The 15,855-nt window shown below is 72.5% G+C and carries 12 protein-coding genes and 1 riboswitch; of the genes, 3 read left to right on the forward strand and 9 right to left on the reverse strand.

Annotated features, from left to right (window positions below; genetic code table 11):
- Positions 1-113: 113 nt before the first annotated feature.
- The 9 genes from EYB28_RS18590 to EYB28_RS18630 all read right to left on the reverse strand — a co-directional run bounded on the left by EYB28_RS18590 (position 114) and on the right by EYB28_RS18630 (position 10,537).
- On the reverse strand, positions 114-2,849 hold the full coding sequence (locus EYB28_RS18590; RefSeq protein WP_240930649.1) for a Tat pathway signal sequence domain protein: 2,736 nt from the start codon (positions 2,847-2,849) through the stop codon (positions 114-116).
- Entirely contained in the window at positions 2,846-3,508 is a 663-nt protein-coding gene (locus EYB28_RS18595; RefSeq protein ID WP_240930650.1) for a DUF1961 family protein, read from the reverse strand. Before EYB28_RS18595 ends, EYB28_RS18590 begins: the two co-directional genes overlap by 4 nt.
- Positions 3,505-4,209, reverse strand: coding sequence for a rhamnogalacturonan acetylesterase (locus EYB28_RS18600; RefSeq protein ID WP_166851043.1), 705 nt, complete (start codon positions 4,207-4,209; stop codon positions 3,505-3,507). Before EYB28_RS18600 ends, EYB28_RS18595 begins: the two co-directional genes overlap by 4 nt.
- Positions 4,209-5,093, reverse strand: a complete 885-nt coding sequence (locus tag EYB28_RS18605) for a carbohydrate ABC transporter permease (RefSeq protein WP_166851046.1) — start codon at positions 5,091-5,093, stop codon at positions 4,209-4,211. The genes EYB28_RS18600 and EYB28_RS18605 overlap by 1 nt, the downstream gene beginning before the upstream one ends.
- Complete coding sequence (locus tag EYB28_RS18610) at positions 5,093-6,067, reverse strand: sugar ABC transporter permease (protein WP_240930651.1); 975 nt, start codon at positions 6,065-6,067, stop codon at positions 5,093-5,095. Before EYB28_RS18610 ends, EYB28_RS18605 begins: the two co-directional genes overlap by 1 nt.
- An 89-nt stretch (positions 6,068-6,156) precedes the next feature.
- Positions 6,157-7,698, reverse strand: a complete 1,542-nt coding sequence (locus EYB28_RS18615; RefSeq protein ID WP_166851050.1) for an extracellular solute-binding protein — start codon at positions 7,696-7,698, stop codon at positions 6,157-6,159.
- Between the two features lie 43 nt (positions 7,699-7,741).
- Entirely contained in the window at positions 7,742-8,467 is a 726-nt protein-coding gene (locus EYB28_RS18620; protein ID WP_166851053.1) for a DUF624 domain-containing protein, read from the reverse strand.
- Between the two features lie 416 nt (positions 8,468-8,883).
- Positions 8,884-9,807: an LLM class F420-dependent oxidoreductase gene (locus EYB28_RS18625; protein ID WP_166851056.1), complete on the reverse strand. Its 924-nt coding sequence runs from the start codon at positions 9,805-9,807 to the stop codon at positions 8,884-8,886.
- Between the two features lie 76 nt (positions 9,808-9,883).
- Positions 9,884-10,537 (reverse strand): disulfide bond formation protein DsbA, encoded by a 654-nt coding sequence (locus EYB28_RS18630; protein ID WP_304599258.1) that lies wholly within the window; start codon positions 10,535-10,537, stop codon positions 9,884-9,886.
- Positions 10,538-10,693: 156 nt separating this feature from the next.
- Here EYB28_RS18630 and EYB28_RS18635 point away from each other — a divergent pair, with 156 nt between their 5' ends.
- The 3 genes from EYB28_RS18635 to EYB28_RS18645 all read left to right on the forward strand — a co-directional run bounded on the left by EYB28_RS18635 (position 10,694) and on the right by EYB28_RS18645 (position 15,638).
- Entirely contained in the window at positions 10,694-10,921 is a 228-nt protein-coding gene (locus tag EYB28_RS18635; protein ID WP_240930652.1) for a hypothetical protein, read from the forward strand.
- Between the two features lie 332 nt (positions 10,922-11,253).
- The gene (locus EYB28_RS18640; protein ID WP_166851062.1) at positions 11,254-14,634 is read left to right on the forward strand and encodes a CARDB domain-containing protein; all 3,381 of its coding nucleotides are present in this window, start codon (positions 11,254-11,256) and stop codon (positions 14,632-14,634) included.
- Between the two features lie 149 nt (positions 14,635-14,783).
- Positions 14,784-15,638 (forward strand): TetR/AcrR family transcriptional regulator, encoded by an 855-nt coding sequence (locus EYB28_RS18645; protein ID WP_166851065.1) that lies wholly within the window; start codon positions 14,784-14,786, stop codon positions 15,636-15,638.
- A gap of 82 nt (positions 15,639-15,720) precedes the next feature.
- Positions 15,721-15,853, forward strand: a riboswitch (FMN riboswitch).
- Positions 15,854-15,855: the final 2 nt, after the last annotated feature.

Genomic DNA, 15,855 nt, shown 5'->3' on the forward strand with positions numbered 1-15,855 from the left:
GGGCCGACACCTCGGCCGGGGCTGCCGGGCCGAAACCTCGGCCAGGGCCGTGAGGTCGGCAGGCCCTCGTCATGGTTCTCTCACGGACCGACTCGCTCACGCCCCTGCCCGGTTCAGGTCAGGCGGTCGACTACCTGCAGCCGGTGGCCGATGAGGGCGAGGTTCTGGATGGTGGCGAGGCTGCACTGGGCGGCGTCGTTGGTGGACAGGGTCCTGGCCTCGTCGACGGGCGCGAGGACGGCGGGCGGGTCGATGCGGACCGGGTGGAACGCCTCCTCCCCCATGAACTCGCCGCCGTCGTAGTAGGCGCGCCAGGCGCGGTCCGCCAGCCCGTCGTCGCCGAGCCGGTGCGCGGCGTAGGCCGCGAGCCGGGAGTGCGCCTGCTCCAGGTTCGTGCCCGTCAGCGCCGTGCCGACCTCGGCCTCCTGCTCGGCGGGGGTGGCGAGGTAGAGGCGGCAGTACTGCAGCCAGGCCTCACGGAAGCCCGGCGCCTCGACCAGCCCGGCGTCGACCAGCGACACGAGCTCGGAGCAGATCTCGACCAGGCCGAAGACGGCGGACAGGTGCGAGACGACGACGCGGTCGCGGGTGGTGTCGAAGCGCCCGGTGTCGAGGTCGTACAGCGCCTCCCCAGTGAGGAAGCCGCGCGGCAGGGCGCCGATGTCGGTCATGGTGCCGACCAACCGGTCGCGGGAGTGCTCGTTGCCGGTGATCTCCCAGTCCGCGAGCCAGGTCGCGGCCAGCGCGCTCCAGTCGGTGCCCAGCCCGACGGCGAGGGCGTCGCGGCGCGGGCGGTAGGTGGCGGCGTCGGGCCGCACCTTGCGCGTGGGGTCGAGCCCCAGGAAGTTCCGGTCGGAGTCGCGCAGCTCCAGCATGAGGTCGCGCGTGTGCTCGTCGCCGGTGAGGAAGTAGTGCGGCCGCCGGTACGCGGGCGTCGAGATGCGCACCTGCTTGGCGCTGCACCCCCAGTGCTGCACGTTGTGCCGGCTGCCGAGGCCCTGCCACGGGCCGGCGTGGTAGACGTCCACGTCGCCCGTGTGGCGGGTCATGCGCTCCGCGAGCCGGAACACGTCCGCCCGGCCGGTGCGCAGGAACGACGTCCACAGCCACAGGTCCGGCGACAGCTCCGAGTTGTCCCACGCGTACCCGCCGACGTCGTAGCGCCAGGTGTGCCGGTCGGGGTCGTAGGCGTGCATCACGTCGCCGTGGTTCCAGAAGCCGTACCACGACCGCTGGTCCACCTGGCCGACGTAGAAGTCGAGCAGGGTCTCGAGGCGGTCCTCGAGCCCGGCCCGCTCCGGCGTGCCACGGTCCACGAGGTCCCAGTCGCCCAGGACGCCGGTGCCGTGCAGCGCCTCGGGCGTCGGGACGAGCTGCGGGCGGACGGCGGTTCCCGCGGCGAGCCGGGCGAGCGTCCCGGCGTCCGGGGTGCCGGGGCAGGCGGTGACGGTCAGCTCGTGGGTGCGGCCGATGCCGTGCGCGCTGCCGAACCCGGGCTCGTAGTCCTCGTACGTGATCTCGAGGGCGTCGAGCTGGTCGTCGTACGTGTCCTGCCCGAGGCCGTCGTGGTAGAAGCGCAGGTCCATGGGCGCCGCGTCGGGCGACCAGAGCCACGTCGTCAGCGTGCCGACGTCGGACGACGCCCCCTCGACGTCGATCCCGGTGGGGTGCGACTGCCAGAAGCCGGTGAGCCCGACGGCGAGCCCGCCGCCGGTGTCGCCGAGGTAGCCGAGCCCCTCGGACCGCGTGCCCTGGGCGACGTCGATCCACGGGCGGTCCGGCGCGGTGCGCTTGTGCACCGTGAAGCCGTGCGCGGTGGGCTGGCGCAGCGACCAGTCCGACCAGGTGGGCACCCACCGCAGCCGGTCGGAGACGCGCGTGTCCCACGTGTCCAGGGGCGGGGCGGGCCGGCCCGCGACCTGGGCGGCGCGGACGTCGGCGCCCGGGTCGCGGCGCAGCCCCGTCACCCCCTGGACGGCCTCGCTCAGGACACCGCCGTCCGCGCCGGCGAGGCGCACGTGCCGGTCGTACGGGGCGGCGCGCAGCGGGACGTCGAACCGCAGGCCGAGCGACGACAGGAAGTCGCGCTCGGGGTCGCCGTCCCAGACGAACGAGTGCACCACACGGAACGTCGGCGCCCCGGCCGCGAGCACGAGCCGCACGGTGAACGGCAGCCAGCCGGGCGCGCCGTCGTCGTGGGACGACGCCACGTCGCGGTGCAGGCCGGTGATCCGCACGACGGCGCGCACCGGCCCGGCCTGCTCGACGACGACGTCGTCCACCACCCCGACGGCGTCGCGGCGGGCGCGGTGGTCGGGCTCCGGGTGGTCCTGCCGGCTGGAGACGAAGCGGCCCGCGCGGGCGACCTCGACCCGCTCGTGCGCCGCGCCGACCTGCACGGAGCGCACCACGTCCGGCCCGGAGCGTCCGACCACGACGACGCACGCGCCGGTGTCGACGACCACCTCGTCGGCGCGCTCGGCGACCGTGGCCCGAGGGCCGGCGTCGGCGTCCTCCGTCGCGCCACCGGTCACCCGGTACGACGCGCTCGCCGGCGCCGTCGCGCCCAGCGCCACGCCCGCCCACTTGACACTGCCGTCGGGCCAGGTCGCCAGCGGCCAGGTCTGCGCCGCCGCGGGGGCGCCGTCGGCGTCCACGACGGCGAGGGTGCCGGCGTCGCGCACCGCGCCCGGGCGCAGCGGGACACCGCAGGTGACGCCGCCCAGGGTCAGGTCGGGCGCGACGTCGTCGAGCCAGCGCAGGGGGACGTCGACGCCGTCCCGGGGACGGCCGTCGGCAGGGCTGTCCTCGTCGGTGCGGGTACCGGTCGGGAGCGTGGTGGTGGTCATGACAGCGGGGTCACCTCGAGGTCGCGGTAGTGGGCGACGAGCGGGGACATCTGCCGGAACCCGATCCGGCCGGCGCCCAGGGGCTCCTCGTCGTGGAACGTGAACAGGGTCAGGTCGTCGATCGCGAACGTGACGTCGCCGCCGCGCTTGGTGACGCGCACGCGGTAGTGGCCGTCGGCGTCCTCGGGCCCGGGCAGCGGGTCGGCGCCCTGCGCCACCAGCCGGAAACCCGGGCTCTTGCGCAGGTTGCACGTGCGGAACCGCTTCTCGGTCGGCCACTTGCGGCGCAGGTACGACACGTGCAGCGTCGACACGTCGCCCGAGTGGTACTGCGGGTAGTACCCCGTGCGCTCGGCCAGCGACGGGTCGAAGAGGTCGCGCCCCTCGGTCCCGGTGGCGGCGAAGAACAGCATCGCGAGGCCGTCGCCCGCGAGGGGGCGGAAGTCCCAGGAGATCTCCACGTCCGCGGCGAAGACCTCGGGGCACCAGTACGTGAAGTGCGCGTGGTCGCCGCGACCGTCGGCGACGAGCGCGGCCTCGTCGGCGGTGCTGCGCAGCACGAGGCCGCCGTCCCGGTGCTCGGCGCCCACGGGACCCTCGGCGACCCAGCCGGCGAGGTCGCCGGGCCCGGCGAGCGGGTTGCGGTAGCGGCCCGTCACGGCTGCACCACCCACGCCCCGAGCGGCTCCGCGCCGTCGTGCGCGCCGTCGATCGACGCCAGCGCCTCCGCGACGTAGGCCGCGACCGCGCGGGCGCCCGCCGTCGTGAAGTGGGTGTTGTCCTTGCCGAGCGCGTCGTCGACGGGCAGGCCCGCCTTCGCCGCCGCGCCGTGCGGGAACAGCGCGGCCGACGCTTCCTCGCCCAGCCACCGGTACAGCCAGCGCGTGAGCACGGTGAGGTCGATGACCGGGACGTCGAGCTCGTCGCCGAGCGCCCGCACCGCCGCGGGGTACGGGCCGTGCGACCAGCGCAGCGCGCCGTCGTCGCCGAAGAGCCGCCGCTCCACGCTGGTGGCCAGCACCGGGCGGGCGCCGGCGGCCCGCGCCTCGGCCACGAAGTCGGCGAGCCGGCGCCGGTACCCGCCGTCGGCGGCGAGCTCCTCGGGCTCCTTCTGGTCGTTGTGGCCGAACTGGATCACGACGGTGTCGCCGGGCCGCAGCTGGGCGACCAGGGCGTCCCAGCGCCCCTCGGCGCGGAAGGACGCCGTGGTCGCCCCGCCGATCGCGTGGTTGCGCACCTCCGCGTCGACGAGGGCGGCGAGCTCGTCGCCCCAGCCGAGCAGCGGGATCGTGTCGTGGCCGGAGGTGCGGCCGTCGTCGGTGGGGGCGACGGTCGAGTCGCCCGCGAGATGGATGGTCATCAGCCCTTCACGCTCCCGATCAGCATGCCCTTGGCGAAGTGCTTCTGCAGGAACGGGTAGGCCAGGAGCACGGGGATCGTCGCGACGATCACGACGGCGAACTTGATGCCCTGCGCGGGCGGGGGCACGTCGGCGTTGATGTCCTCCGCCGACATCTGCGCGGACGCCGTCACCTGGCGCAGGATCATCTGCAGCGTCCACTTGCTCGTGTCCGACAGGTACAGCAGTGGCGACATGTAGTCGTTCCAGATGCCGACGGCGTAGAACAGCGCGAACGTCGCCAGCACGGGCTTGGACAGCGGCAGCACCACGTGCCGCAGCACCTGCAGCTCGTTCGCGCCGTCGATCGTCGCCGACTCCTGGAGCTCGATCGGCAGCTGCTGGAAGAAGTTCTTGATGATGATGAGGCTGAACGGGTTGATCGCCATCGGCAGGAACAGCGCCCAGTACGTGTCGAGCAGCCCGAGCTGCTTGACGACGAGGAACATCGGGATCATGCCCGCGCTGAACACCATCGCGAAGACGACGAGCATCATGATGGTGCGCCGGCCCGGCAGATCGACCTTCGACAGCGGGTAGGCCATGAGCGCCGTGAGCCCGAGCTGGACCAGCGTGCCGACGAACGTGACGACGACGGTGGTGACGAACGCACGCAGGAAGATGTCCGAGGACAGGATCGACGCGTACGAGTCCGTCGTGATCTCGTGCGGCCACAGGAAGAACGGCCGCGTGGTGATCTCGTACTCGGTGGCCAGCGACCCGGCGAGCACGTACACGAACGGGACGACGGCGAGCAGGCCGACCGCGACCAGCAGCAGGACGTTGACGACGTCGAACGCCCGGCCGGCCCTCGTGTTGAACCGTTGATAGGTCGTCGAGGCCATCAGAAGATCCCTTGCTGGTTGAAGCGCTTCGCGAGCCAGTTGGTGCCGAAGATGAGGATCACGCCCACGATCGCCTTCGACAGCCCGACGGCGGTCGAGTAGCTGTAGGCACCCTGCTCGATGCCGGTGAAGTACACGTAGGTGTCGAAGACGTCAGCCACCGACCGGTTGAGCGCGTTCGACATGAGGTAGATCTGCTCGAACCCGGTGTTGAGGATCTCGCCGGTCTGCAGGATCAGCATGACGACGATGGTCGGCCGGATCGCCGGAAGAGTGATGTGCCAGGTGCGCTGCCAGCGCCCGGCGCCGTCGATGATCGCCGCCTCGTACTGCTCCTGGTCGACGCTCGCGAGCGCGGCCAGGAAGATGATCGTCCCCCAGCCGGTGGACTTCCAGATCGTCTGCAGCAGGATCAGCGGGCGGAACCAGTCCGGGTCGGTGAGGAAGTCCGTGCTGGTGCCGAAGATCCCGTTGAGGGCCGTCCACAGCGGCCCGGTGCCGACGGCGAACAGCAGCCCGGTGAGCGAGACCACGACGGTCCACGACAGGAAGTGCGGGATGTAGACCAGTGTCTGCACCGTGCGCTTGAGGATCGTCAGCCGCAGCTCGTTGAGCAGCAGCGCCAGCACGATCGTCAGCGGGAACGCCACCAGCAGGCCGAGGGCCGCGAGGATCAGGGTGTTCGTCAGCAGCCGCGGGAAGTCCGGGTTGGAGAAGAAGTCGGTGAAATGCTTCAGGCCCACCCACTCGCTGCCCTGGATGCCGAGGAACGGCACGTAGTCCTTGAAGGCGATCTGCGCGCCGTACATCGGCCAGTACTGGAAGAGCAGGAAGTAGACGACGCCCGGGAGCATCATCAGGAACAGCCACTTGTACCGGGCCATCCTGCGGCCGAGCGTGCGCTGACGGCGGGGCGGTGCGGGTGGTGGCGACGGTGCCGCGGGCGCGGCCCGGACGTCGGCGACGGTGGACACGCGGGTCTCCTTCGGTCTCGCGGGGTGCCGGGCGGCCGGCGGTCGGCCGCCCGGCACCCGCCGTGGGGGTCGGTCGAGGCGGTGAGCCGCTACCGGCCCTCGTACTTCGCGTTGACCTCCTCGATGACGGCGTCGCCACCGGACTCGCGCCACCGCTGGATCGCCGCGTCTAGGCCGGCGTCGTCGATCTGCCCCGCGAGGTACTGCACGCGGGCGTCCGCCATGATCAGGCCGAGCTGGGCACCCTGGGTCATGGAGGTCTCGGAGACGATCGGCGCGGCCGGGTTGAACACCGCGGTCTCGAGGCCCTTCGCCTGCAGCTCGAGGCGCTCGTCCGCGAGCTCCTCGTCGTACTTCGTCTCCGGCTTCGCCTTGTACGTCTTGTCACCGGCGACGTTCATGCCGAGCTGCGCCCACGAGCCCGCGACCTGCTCCTGGTACTCGGCCTGGTCCTCCGGGACCACCAGGTAGCCCTCGTCGTCCACGGTGTAGGTGTCGCCCTCGATGCCGTTGGTGATGAGGTTCTGCCCCTCGGCGGTGTTGAGAGTGTCGAGGACCTCGAGGACCTGCTTGAGCTGCTCCTCCGTCTTCACGCCCGACTTGGTGACGGCGAGGAACCCGGAGTAGCCCTCCGTCGGCAGGGTGTACTTGCCGTTCGGGCCCTCGAGCTGGTCGACGAGCGCCACCTTCTGGTCGTACGTCTTCGGGTCCTCGTCCTTGAAGAGCCCGGCGAGCTGCGAGGCTCGCGACTGGACGTCGATGATGATGCCGCCCTTGCCGTTGAGGAACGGCTCGTTCCACGTCGCCGGGTCCATCGTGGCGTAGTCGGGGTTGATGTAGCCGTTCTCGACGATCTCGCGCTCGAACTCGACGGCGTCACGCCACTCCGGGGTGGTGAACGACGGGACGAGCTCCCCGCCGTCGTCCTTCCACACGTTGCCCGCGCCATACCAGGTCTCGATGGAGTCGTAGGGGCTGGAGCTGCCGATGCCGCCGGGCCACTGCGGCACGATGAGGCCGTACGTGTCGTCCTTCCCGTTCCCGTCGGGGTCGTCCTCGGTGAAGGCCCGCGCGACCTCCATGAGGTCGTCCGTCGTCGCGGGCTCCTCCATCCCCAGGTTCTTCAGCCAGTCCTTGCGCACGATCACGCAGGTGCGGATGACGTCGCGCGCCCGGTAGACCCCGTAGACCTTGCCGTTGACGCTGGCGGCCTCCTGGACCTCGGGGTTCTCCGGCACCAGGTTGGGGTAGTCGCCCGAGGCGAGGTACTCGGTGAGGTCCCAGAAGCCGCCCGCCTCCGCCGTGGAGACGAAGCTCTGGTCCTTGCCCTGGATCACCATGACGTCGGGGATGTCGTCGCCGGCGAGCACGACGTTGGTCCTCTCGCCGTACTCGGCGTTCGGCACCCACTGGACATCCATGTCCACCCCGGTGAGCTCGTCGAGCGCGGCGCCGACGGCGTCGTCGTCCTCGGGGGGCGTCGCGGAGAAGTACGGGGACATGAAGGTCAGCGACTCCAGGTCGCCGCCCTCTCCTCCGCCGTCGTCACCGGACCCGCCGCTGCAGGCGGAGAGCACCAGGCTCCCCGTCGCGAGGAGGGCGAGCGGGGCTGCCAGCCGTCGTGTACGCATCATCGTCCTTTCGTGAGTGCGCGTCATCGGTCACTCGTGTCGGTCAGTGGGTCGGTCGGTGGTGGGTCGGTCCGTCCGCGGCGCCGGTGGGCGCCGGGGAGAGGTGGCGGTCGTTCGCCGCGAAGAAGGACAGGCACAGCGCGGTGCACAGGTGCAGCCAGACGCCGACGGAGAGCGTCGGCGCCAGGCCGGGGACGAGGGCCGTGACGACGGCGACCAGGGCCGTCGTGGCCGCGAGGAGCAGCGGCGCGCCCGGGAACCGGACCAGGAAGGCCCAGGCCAGGCGGAGGCAGTCGCGGCGCCGCAGGTCGTAGTGGGCGTCCATGCTCAGCACGAGAAGCAGGTGGACGAGGCAGACGGCGCCCGCGGTCACCAGGGCCGCGACGAGGGCGCCGGTGCCGGGACGGTCGCGCAGGGCGAGGACGCTGGTGGTGAGCAAGGTCAAGGCCACCGCGGAGGGTGCGGCCAGCAGGTTCGCGTGCCAGAAGCTCGTCCGCCACCGTGCGGCGAAGGTACGCACCAGGGGGAACGCCCTGCCGCGGACGCGGTCCCGGGCGCAGGCCGTGGCCGCCGCGGCGGCCGGGGCCCAGCCGAGGACGACGGCTCCGGCGAGCGTCAACGTCAGGACCAGCAGGTTCAGGACGGCGAGGTGCAGCAGCGTGTCGAGCCATCCGTACCAGCGCTCCACGCGGGCCGCCCCGGCCGCGCTCCCGGACCGGACGCCGGACGCCACCGCGGGGCGAGAGGGCTCGACCGTCCTGACACCCATGTCACCGTCCCCATCTCCATCGATGCACGGGAACGGCCACCAGCTCCCCCGCCCGCGATCCTCGGCGGCGAGGTGTCCAGGTAAGCCCTTCCCCGTTGAATGGATTCACCGTAGGGGGCGAACTTCACCCCGTCAACCCCGGACCCGAACCTCGCGGGCGGGGCGGGACAGCACGTCGCACGGCCTGGCCGCCGGGGCCGCCTCCGACCGTCCGCACGGGCCGCTCCGGTGGCGTGCGCGTCTCCCGGGAGGCCGGGCGGGACGCCGGACGCACGTCGACCGCCATGGGCGGGTGGCTGCACCCGACGCCCACGGCGCGACGTCCGGACGCGGACACGTGAGCGGCCGCCGCCGGGGATGCCGGCGACGGCCGCTCACGTGCGATCTCGGGGGCGCTCCCCCTCTGCGCGCCTCGGTCAGAGGTGCGGGGCGACCTCCCGCGCGACCAGGTCGAGGTGGTCGAGGTCCTGCAGGTCCAGGACCTGCAGGTACACGCGCTCCACGCCCTGGTCGCGCAGCGAGCCCAGCAGGTCGACCGCCTCGGGGACCGTGCCCGCGACGCCGTGCTCGCGCAGCTCGGCGGGCTCGCGCCCGATGGCGGCCGCCCGGCGCGCGAACTGTGCCTCGTCCTTGCCGAGCGCCAGCACGAGCGCCACCGACTGCGTGAGCGACTCCGGGGCGCGCCCCGCCGTCTCCAGCGCCTCGTGGATCGTCGCGATCCGCTTGCCGATCGTGTCGAGCTCCGGGAACGCCTGGTTGTACTCCGTCGCGAAGCGCGCGGCCAGCGCCGGCGTCCGCCGGGGGCCGCCGCCGCCCACGATCACGGGCACCTGGGCCTGCACCGGCTTCGGCAGGGCGGGCGCGTCGGTGAGCGTGTAGTGCTCGCCGGCGAAGGAGTACGTCTGGCCCACCGGCGTGCCCCAGAGCCCGGTGAGGATCTCGAGCTGCTCGGTCAGGATCCCGAACCGCTTGGCCGGGAAGGGGATGCCGTACGCCTGGTGCTCCCGCTCGAACCAGCCCGTCCCCAGGCCGATCTCCACGCGGCCGCCGGACATCTGGTCCACCTGGGCCACCTGGATCGCGAGCGGCCCGGGCAGCCGGAACGTCGCCGAGGACACCAGCGTGCCCAGGCGGATCGTGGACGTCTCGCGGGCCAGTCCGGCGAGCGTCGTCCAGGCGTCCGTGGGGCCGGGCAGGCCGTCGCCGCCCATCGAGAGGTAGTGGTCGGAGCGGAAGAAGGCGCTGAAGCCCAGCTCCTCGGTCGCCCTCGCGACCGCGAGCAGGTCGTCGTACGACGCGCCCTGCTGGGGCTCGGTGAAGATCCGCAGGTCAAGGGTCATGGGTTCGCCTCTCGGGAGTGCCGCCCGGTGCGTCGTGGTCCGCGCGCCCGGGGCGGCTGCGATCGTGGGGCCGGCGTCAGCCGAACGCCGGGGAGCTCGTGCGCGAGCGCTTGAGCTCGAAGAAATCGGGGAAGGCCGCCAGCGCGACGGCGCCGTCGAAGATCCGCAGCGCGTCCTCGCCGCGCGGGATCCGCGTGAGCACGGGGCCGAAGAACGCCACGCCGTCCACGTGGATCGTGGGGGTGCCGACGTCGTCGCCCACCGGGCCCATGCCCGCCTCGTGCGACTCGGCGAGGCCGGCGTCGTACGCGTCGGAGGTCGCGGCGTCGGCGAGCGACGCGGGGAGCCCGGCCTCGGCGAGCGCCTCGACGGCGACCGCGTCGTAGTCCTTGCGCCCGCCCGGGTGTATACGCGTGCCGGCCGCCGTGTAGAAGGCGGAGAAGGCCTCCGGTCCGTGGTCGGCCTGCACGGCGGCCGCGACCCGGCCGATGCCGCGCGACGACTCGATCCTGGCGCGGTAGTCGGCGGGGATGTCGCGATCCTTGTTGAGCAGGTAGAGGCTCATCAGCCGGAACGTGAGGCGCACGTCCCGGTGCGCGGCGACCTCCAGCGCCCAGCGCGAGGTGATCCACGCGAACGGGCACAGCGGGTCGACGTAGACGTCGACGGCGGGCCCGGCGGCGGTGGAGGTGGGGGCGGTCTCAGGCACGGTGGCGGTCCCGGAAGTCACGGTCGCCACCCTACCGACCCTTCTCCGGCACCCCTGTGGTGCCGAACATGTGGTTGATCCCGTTCTCGGCAACTCGATCCCGGACCAACCACATGTTCGGCAGCGAGGATCCGCATGCTCGACAGGTGGCGGAGCGGGAGCGATACCCTCGGGCCCGTGGGCAACGTCCTGTGGAAGAGCGTCGCGACCGTCGTCGGTGCCGCGGCGGTCGCCCTCGTCATGCTCTGGGTCGTCCTGCGCGGGCGCGCCTGGGCCTGGATCCCCTTCATCATCGCCTTCGGCATCTTCGTGCGCGAGCTGCGCTACCTGCAGCGTCGGCGGCGCCCGCCGGACGCCCGCTTCGACGAGCCTCGCCGGGAGCGCGGCCCCGACCGCCGGGCGTAGCCCCCACGGACTCCCTGCACGGAACTCCCGCCCAACCCCCCGGGGGGCGCGACGCCGACGCGCCCGGCCTGCGCCGCCCACTCCTTCCTCTGCCCTTGACGCCTCCGGCGCCGCCTCGTACTGTCAATCACGCAAAAACTCGACAGTCAGCCAGCACAAAGCAGTGCATCATCTGCAACTCTCGAATTTGAGCCTGTACCACAAGTCCGGGACATCCCTCCGGGCCGTGTCCAGGCCGACCGACCCACCCCTGACCACGCGCGGCCCACGCACCGCCGCTCGGCCGTCGGCCAGGGCTGGCGACCCCGCACGGGCGGGAGGACGAGGACGTCATGAGAAGACCCTGGAAGCACACGATCGTGGCAGGGGCGACAGCCGCGCTGATCGCACCCCTGGGCGCCGTCGCCGTCGCGGGCGCCGCCGAGTCCGCCGACCTGGCGGCCGACCGCCCCGTCACCGCGTCGTCGACGACGCAGACCTATGCCGCGCACCACGCCACCGACGGCGACACCGGCACCTACTGGGAGGGAGCCGGCGGGCAGTACCCGGCGCACCTGACGGTCGACCTCGGCGCCGAGGCGACCGTCGACCGCGTCGTCGTCGCTCTCCCGCCTCTCTCGGTGTGGGCCCCACGCACCCAGACGTTCAGCGTGCTCGGTCGCAGCGACGGCGAGGCCTCGTTCCGGGTCCTCGAGGCGTCCGCCGAGCATTACTTCGACCCGGCCGACGGCAACACGGTCGACATCCCGCTCGACGCCGAGGTCGACGAGGTCCGCCTCGCCTTCACCGCCAACACCGGCGCCGGCAGCGGCCAGGTCGCCGAGCTGCAGGTCTGGGGAACGCCGACCGATGACCCCGACCCGACGGACCCGCCGACCGACCCGAGCGGGCCGAACCGCGCGGCGGACCGACCGGTGTCGGCCTCGTCGACGCAGTGGACCTATGCCGCCGCGAACGCCGTCGACGACGACGTCACCACCTACTGGGAAGGCGCGGCCGGCCGCTACCCGTCGACGCTCGACGTGAACCTCGCCGGGCCGACGCAGCTCAGCACGGTGCGCGTGCGCCTCGACCCCTCCGACGCGTGGGGGCCGCGCACACAGACCTTCTCCGTGTGGGGGCGCACCGGGACGGAGGAGTGGCACGAGCTCTCCGCGTCCGCCGGTCATGCCTTCGCGCCCGCTGACGGCAACGTCGTCGACGTCCCCGTCAGCGGGACCGCGACGGACGTGCGGGTACGGTTCACCGGCAACACCGGGGCGGGCAACGGACAGGTCGCCGAGCTCGAGGTCTACGGAGCACCGGAACCGAACCCCGACCTCACCGTCACCGCGATTGCGACGTCCCCCGCGCAGCCCACGGCGACGATCCCCGTGACCCTCACCGCGACCGTCGAGAACGTCGGAGACCTCGCCTCGACGCCGACCACCGTCGAGGCCGCCGTCGACGGGAGCACCGCCGGCTCGGCGGACGTCGGCGCGCTGGAGCCCGGCGCGAGCGGCCAGGTGGAAATCGCCACCGGGACGCACCGCGCCGGGGAGCACACGGTGGGCGCGGTCGTCGACCCCCAGGACGCCGTCGCCGAGCTCGACGAGACGAACAACGCGCGCACCCGGTCCGAGAAGCTCACCGTCGGCGAGGCCCCGGGACCGGACCTCGAGGTCGTCGCGGTGTCCTCGACCCCGTCGTCCCCTGCCCCCGGCGACGACGTGACCTTCGGCGTCCAGGTGCGCAACCGCGGGGACGAACCGGTCACCGCGGGTTCGGTGACGCGCGTCGTCGCGGGCGAGATCACCCTCGACGCCACGACTCCGGCGATCGGTCCCGGCGAGACGGTCACGGTCACGCCGGACGGGACGTGGACCGCGACGGACGGCGGGGCCACCGTCACCGCGACGGCCGACGCGACCGACGTCGTCGACGAGACCGACGAGGACAACAACACCGGCACGCTCAGCGTGACCGTGGGGCGCGGCGCTCCCGTGCCCTACACGACGTACGAGGCCGAGGACGGGCGGTACGAGGGCGAGCTGCTGCAGACGGACCCGCTGCGCACGTTCGGGCACACCAACTTCGCCACCGAGTCCTCCGGCCGCGAGTCGGTGCGGCTCACGAGCACCGGCGAGCACGTCGCGCTCACCTCCACCGTGCCGACGAACTCGATCGTCGTGCGCAGCTCGATCCCGGACGCCCCCGGGGGCGGGGGCCAGGAGAAGACGATCAGCCTCTACGCGGACGGCGAGTTCGTGCAGAAGCTGACCCTGTCCTCGCAGCACTCGTGGCTGTACGGGACGACGGACGCCCCCGAGGGGCTCACGAACACCCCCGGGGGCGACGCGCGCCGGCTCTTCGACGAGTCGCACGCGCTGCTCGACCGGGACTTCCCCGCCGGGACGGAGTTCCGTCTCCAGCGCGACGCCGACGACGACGCGGAGTTCTACGTCATCGACCTCGTCGAGCTCGAGCAGGTCGCACCCCCGTCACAGAAGCCCGCGCAGTGCACCTCCATCACGGAGTACGGCGCCGTGCCGGACGACGGCGCCGAGGACACCGACGCCATCCAGGCCGCGGTCACCGCCGACCAGCAGGGCGACATCGACTGCGTGTGGATCCCTGCCGGCCGGTGGCGCCAGGAACGCAAGATCCTCACCGAGGACCCCGACCGCACCGGGTACAACCAGGTCGGCATCCGCGACGTGACCATCCGTGGGGCCGGCATGTGGCACTCGCAGCTCTACAGCCTGATCGAGCCGCAGGACGCCGACGGCATCAACCACCCGCACGAGGGCAACTTCGGGTTCGACATCGACGACGACGTCCAGATCTCCGACATCGCGATCTTCGGCTCGGGCCGCATCCGCGGTGGCGACGGCGGCGCGGAGGGCGGCGTCGGGCTCAACGGACGGTTCGGCAAGGACACGAAGATCTCGAACGTGTGGATCGAGCACGCGAACGTCGGCGTATGGGTCGGTCGCGACTACTCGAACAAGCCGGAGCTGTGGAACCCCGCCGACGGGCTCCGGTTCTCCGGCATGCGGATCCGCAACACCTACGCGGACGGCATCAACTTCTCCAACGGCACGCGCAACTCGTCTGTGGTGGGCTCGGCCCTGCGCAACACCGGCGACGACGCCCTGGCCGTGTGGGCGAACCCGTACGTGAAGGACACGTCCGTGGACATCGCGCACGACAACACGTTCCGCAACAACACCGTGCAGCTCCCGTGGCGCGCCAACGGCATCGCCATCTACGGCGGCCGCGACAACTCGATCGAGAACAATCTCGTGTACGACACCATGAACTACCCCGGCATCATGCTGGCGACCGACCACAGCCCGCTCCCGTTCTCCGGGACCACGCTCGTCGCGAACAACGGGCTGTACCGCACGGGTGGGGCGTTCTGGAACGAGGACCAGGAGTTCGGCGCCATCACGCTGTTCCCGCAGACGCACGACATCGTCGGGGTCACGATCCGCGACACCGAGATCGTCGACTCGACCTACGACGGCATCCAGTTCAAGAACGGCGGCGGCGCCATGCCCGACGTCCGGATCACGGACGTGCGGATCGCGGACTCCACCAACGGCTCCGGGATCCTCGCGATGGGCGGGGCGCGCGGCAACGCGATCCTGGAGAACGTCACCGTGACCGGGTCCGCCGAGGGCGACGTCGTGACGGAACCCGGCTCGACCTTCGAGATCACCGGGACGTGACGACCGGCGGTCGGGCGCCGGCCCGGCCGTCCTCGTCCCGGGGCCGGCGCCGCCGTCGCGGCGCCGGCCCCGCTGCCCGCGAGACAGCGGCGGCCCGCAGGGTAGGCCCGCGACACGACTCCCGGCCGTCCCGGAGTAGCCTCCTGCACATGACCGCCGTCCGGACGCACACCCACGCCCAGGCCGTCGTCGCCGCGATCGACCTCTTCTCGCGACAGGGCTACGAGCAGACCACCGTCGAGGAGATCGCCGACGCCGCGCAGGTGAGCCGCGCGACGTTCTTCCGCCGGTTCCGGTCCAAGGAGGACGTCGTCTTCGCGGACCACGAGATCCTCCTCGAGGAGGTGGTGGTCATGCTCGCCGAGACCCGTCCCGAGGCGCGCGGGGGCAGCGAGCAGGGGAACGGCACCGAGCGTTCGTGGAACCCGTCCGTCGACCCGTACCTCGAGGTCTGCCGCGCCGCGCGCCTCGTGTTCGACCACCACGTGGGCCAGCGGGAGACGTCGCTCGCACGCCACCGGCTGCTGCAGCAGGTGCCCGCGCTGCGGGACCGCGAGCTCGTGACCACGCACCGCTACGAGCGGGCCTTCACGGCCTACCTGCGGGACACGCTGCCGCCGGACCGGTCGATGACGACGACGTCGATCGCGTTCGCCGCCTCCGTCGTCGCCGTGCACAACGCGATCCTGCGCCGGTGGCTGCGCAACCCGCTGCTGGACCTGCGGCCCGAGCTCGAGGAGGCGTTCGCCGACCTGCGCCGGGGCGCGATGCGGGACACCAGCGACGCGGCCGACGCTCCCGACACGGCCGGCGGCGCGCCGGCGTCCGCTGCCCCCGGTGCGCCGCCCGCCGGCACGGCCGGCGGGGCGGGTGTCCCGGCGGACGAGCCGGCGTCGACCCCCCGCGTGACCGGCACGGACGGACGCCGCGTCGTCGTCACCGTGCTGGAGCCGGGCGCCGGGCCCGACGACGTCGCCCGTGCCGTGCGGGACGCCCTCGCCTAAGAGGTCGGGGAGGGAATGCGGCTGTGGCATCCTGCGTTGTGCAGGACGCCGCCGGGACCTCCGGCGGCCACAGACACGCAACGTACGTGCTCCGGGGTCGGTGAGATTCCGAGCCGGCGGTGACAGCCCGCGACCCGCGCCTCCTCCGCGAGGCCGGTTGACCTGGTGGAACTCCAGGGCCGACGGTCAGAGTCCGGATGGGAGGAAGCACGTGCGG

The organism is Isoptericola sp. BMS4 (assembly GCF_011634835.1).
GTDB lineage: Bacteria > Actinomycetota > Actinomycetes > Actinomycetales > Cellulomonadaceae > Isoptericola.

Excerpts from the sequence above, each read along its gene's own strand:
- EYB28_RS18590 (WP_240930649.1), bottom strand. The coding sequence starts at position 2,849 with ATGACCACCACCACGCTCCCGACCGGTACCCGCACCGACGAGGACAGC.
- EYB28_RS18600 (WP_166851043.1), bottom strand. The coding sequence starts at position 4,209 with ATGACCATCCATCTCGCGGGCGACTCGACCGTCGCCCCCACCGACGAC.
- EYB28_RS18605 (WP_166851046.1), bottom strand. The coding sequence starts at position 5,093 with ATGGCCTCGACGACCTATCAACGGTTCAACACGAGGGCCGGCCGGGCG.
- EYB28_RS18615 (WP_166851050.1), bottom strand. The coding sequence starts at position 7,698 with ATGCGTACACGACGGCTGGCAGCCCCGCTCGCCCTCCTCGCGACGGGG.
- EYB28_RS18620 (WP_166851053.1), bottom strand. The coding sequence starts at position 8,467 with ATGGGTGTCAGGACGGTCGAGCCCTCTCGCCCCGCGGTGGCGTCCGGC.
- EYB28_RS18625 (WP_166851056.1), bottom strand. The coding sequence starts at position 9,807 with ATGACCCTTGACCTGCGGATCTTCACCGAGCCCCAGCAGGGCGCGTCG.
- EYB28_RS18640 (WP_166851062.1), top strand. The coding sequence starts at position 11,254 with ATGAGAAGACCCTGGAAGCACACGATCGTGGCAGGGGCGACAGCCGCG.
- EYB28_RS18645 (WP_166851065.1), top strand. The coding sequence starts at position 14,784 with ATGACCGCCGTCCGGACGCACACCCACGCCCAGGCCGTCGTCGCCGCG.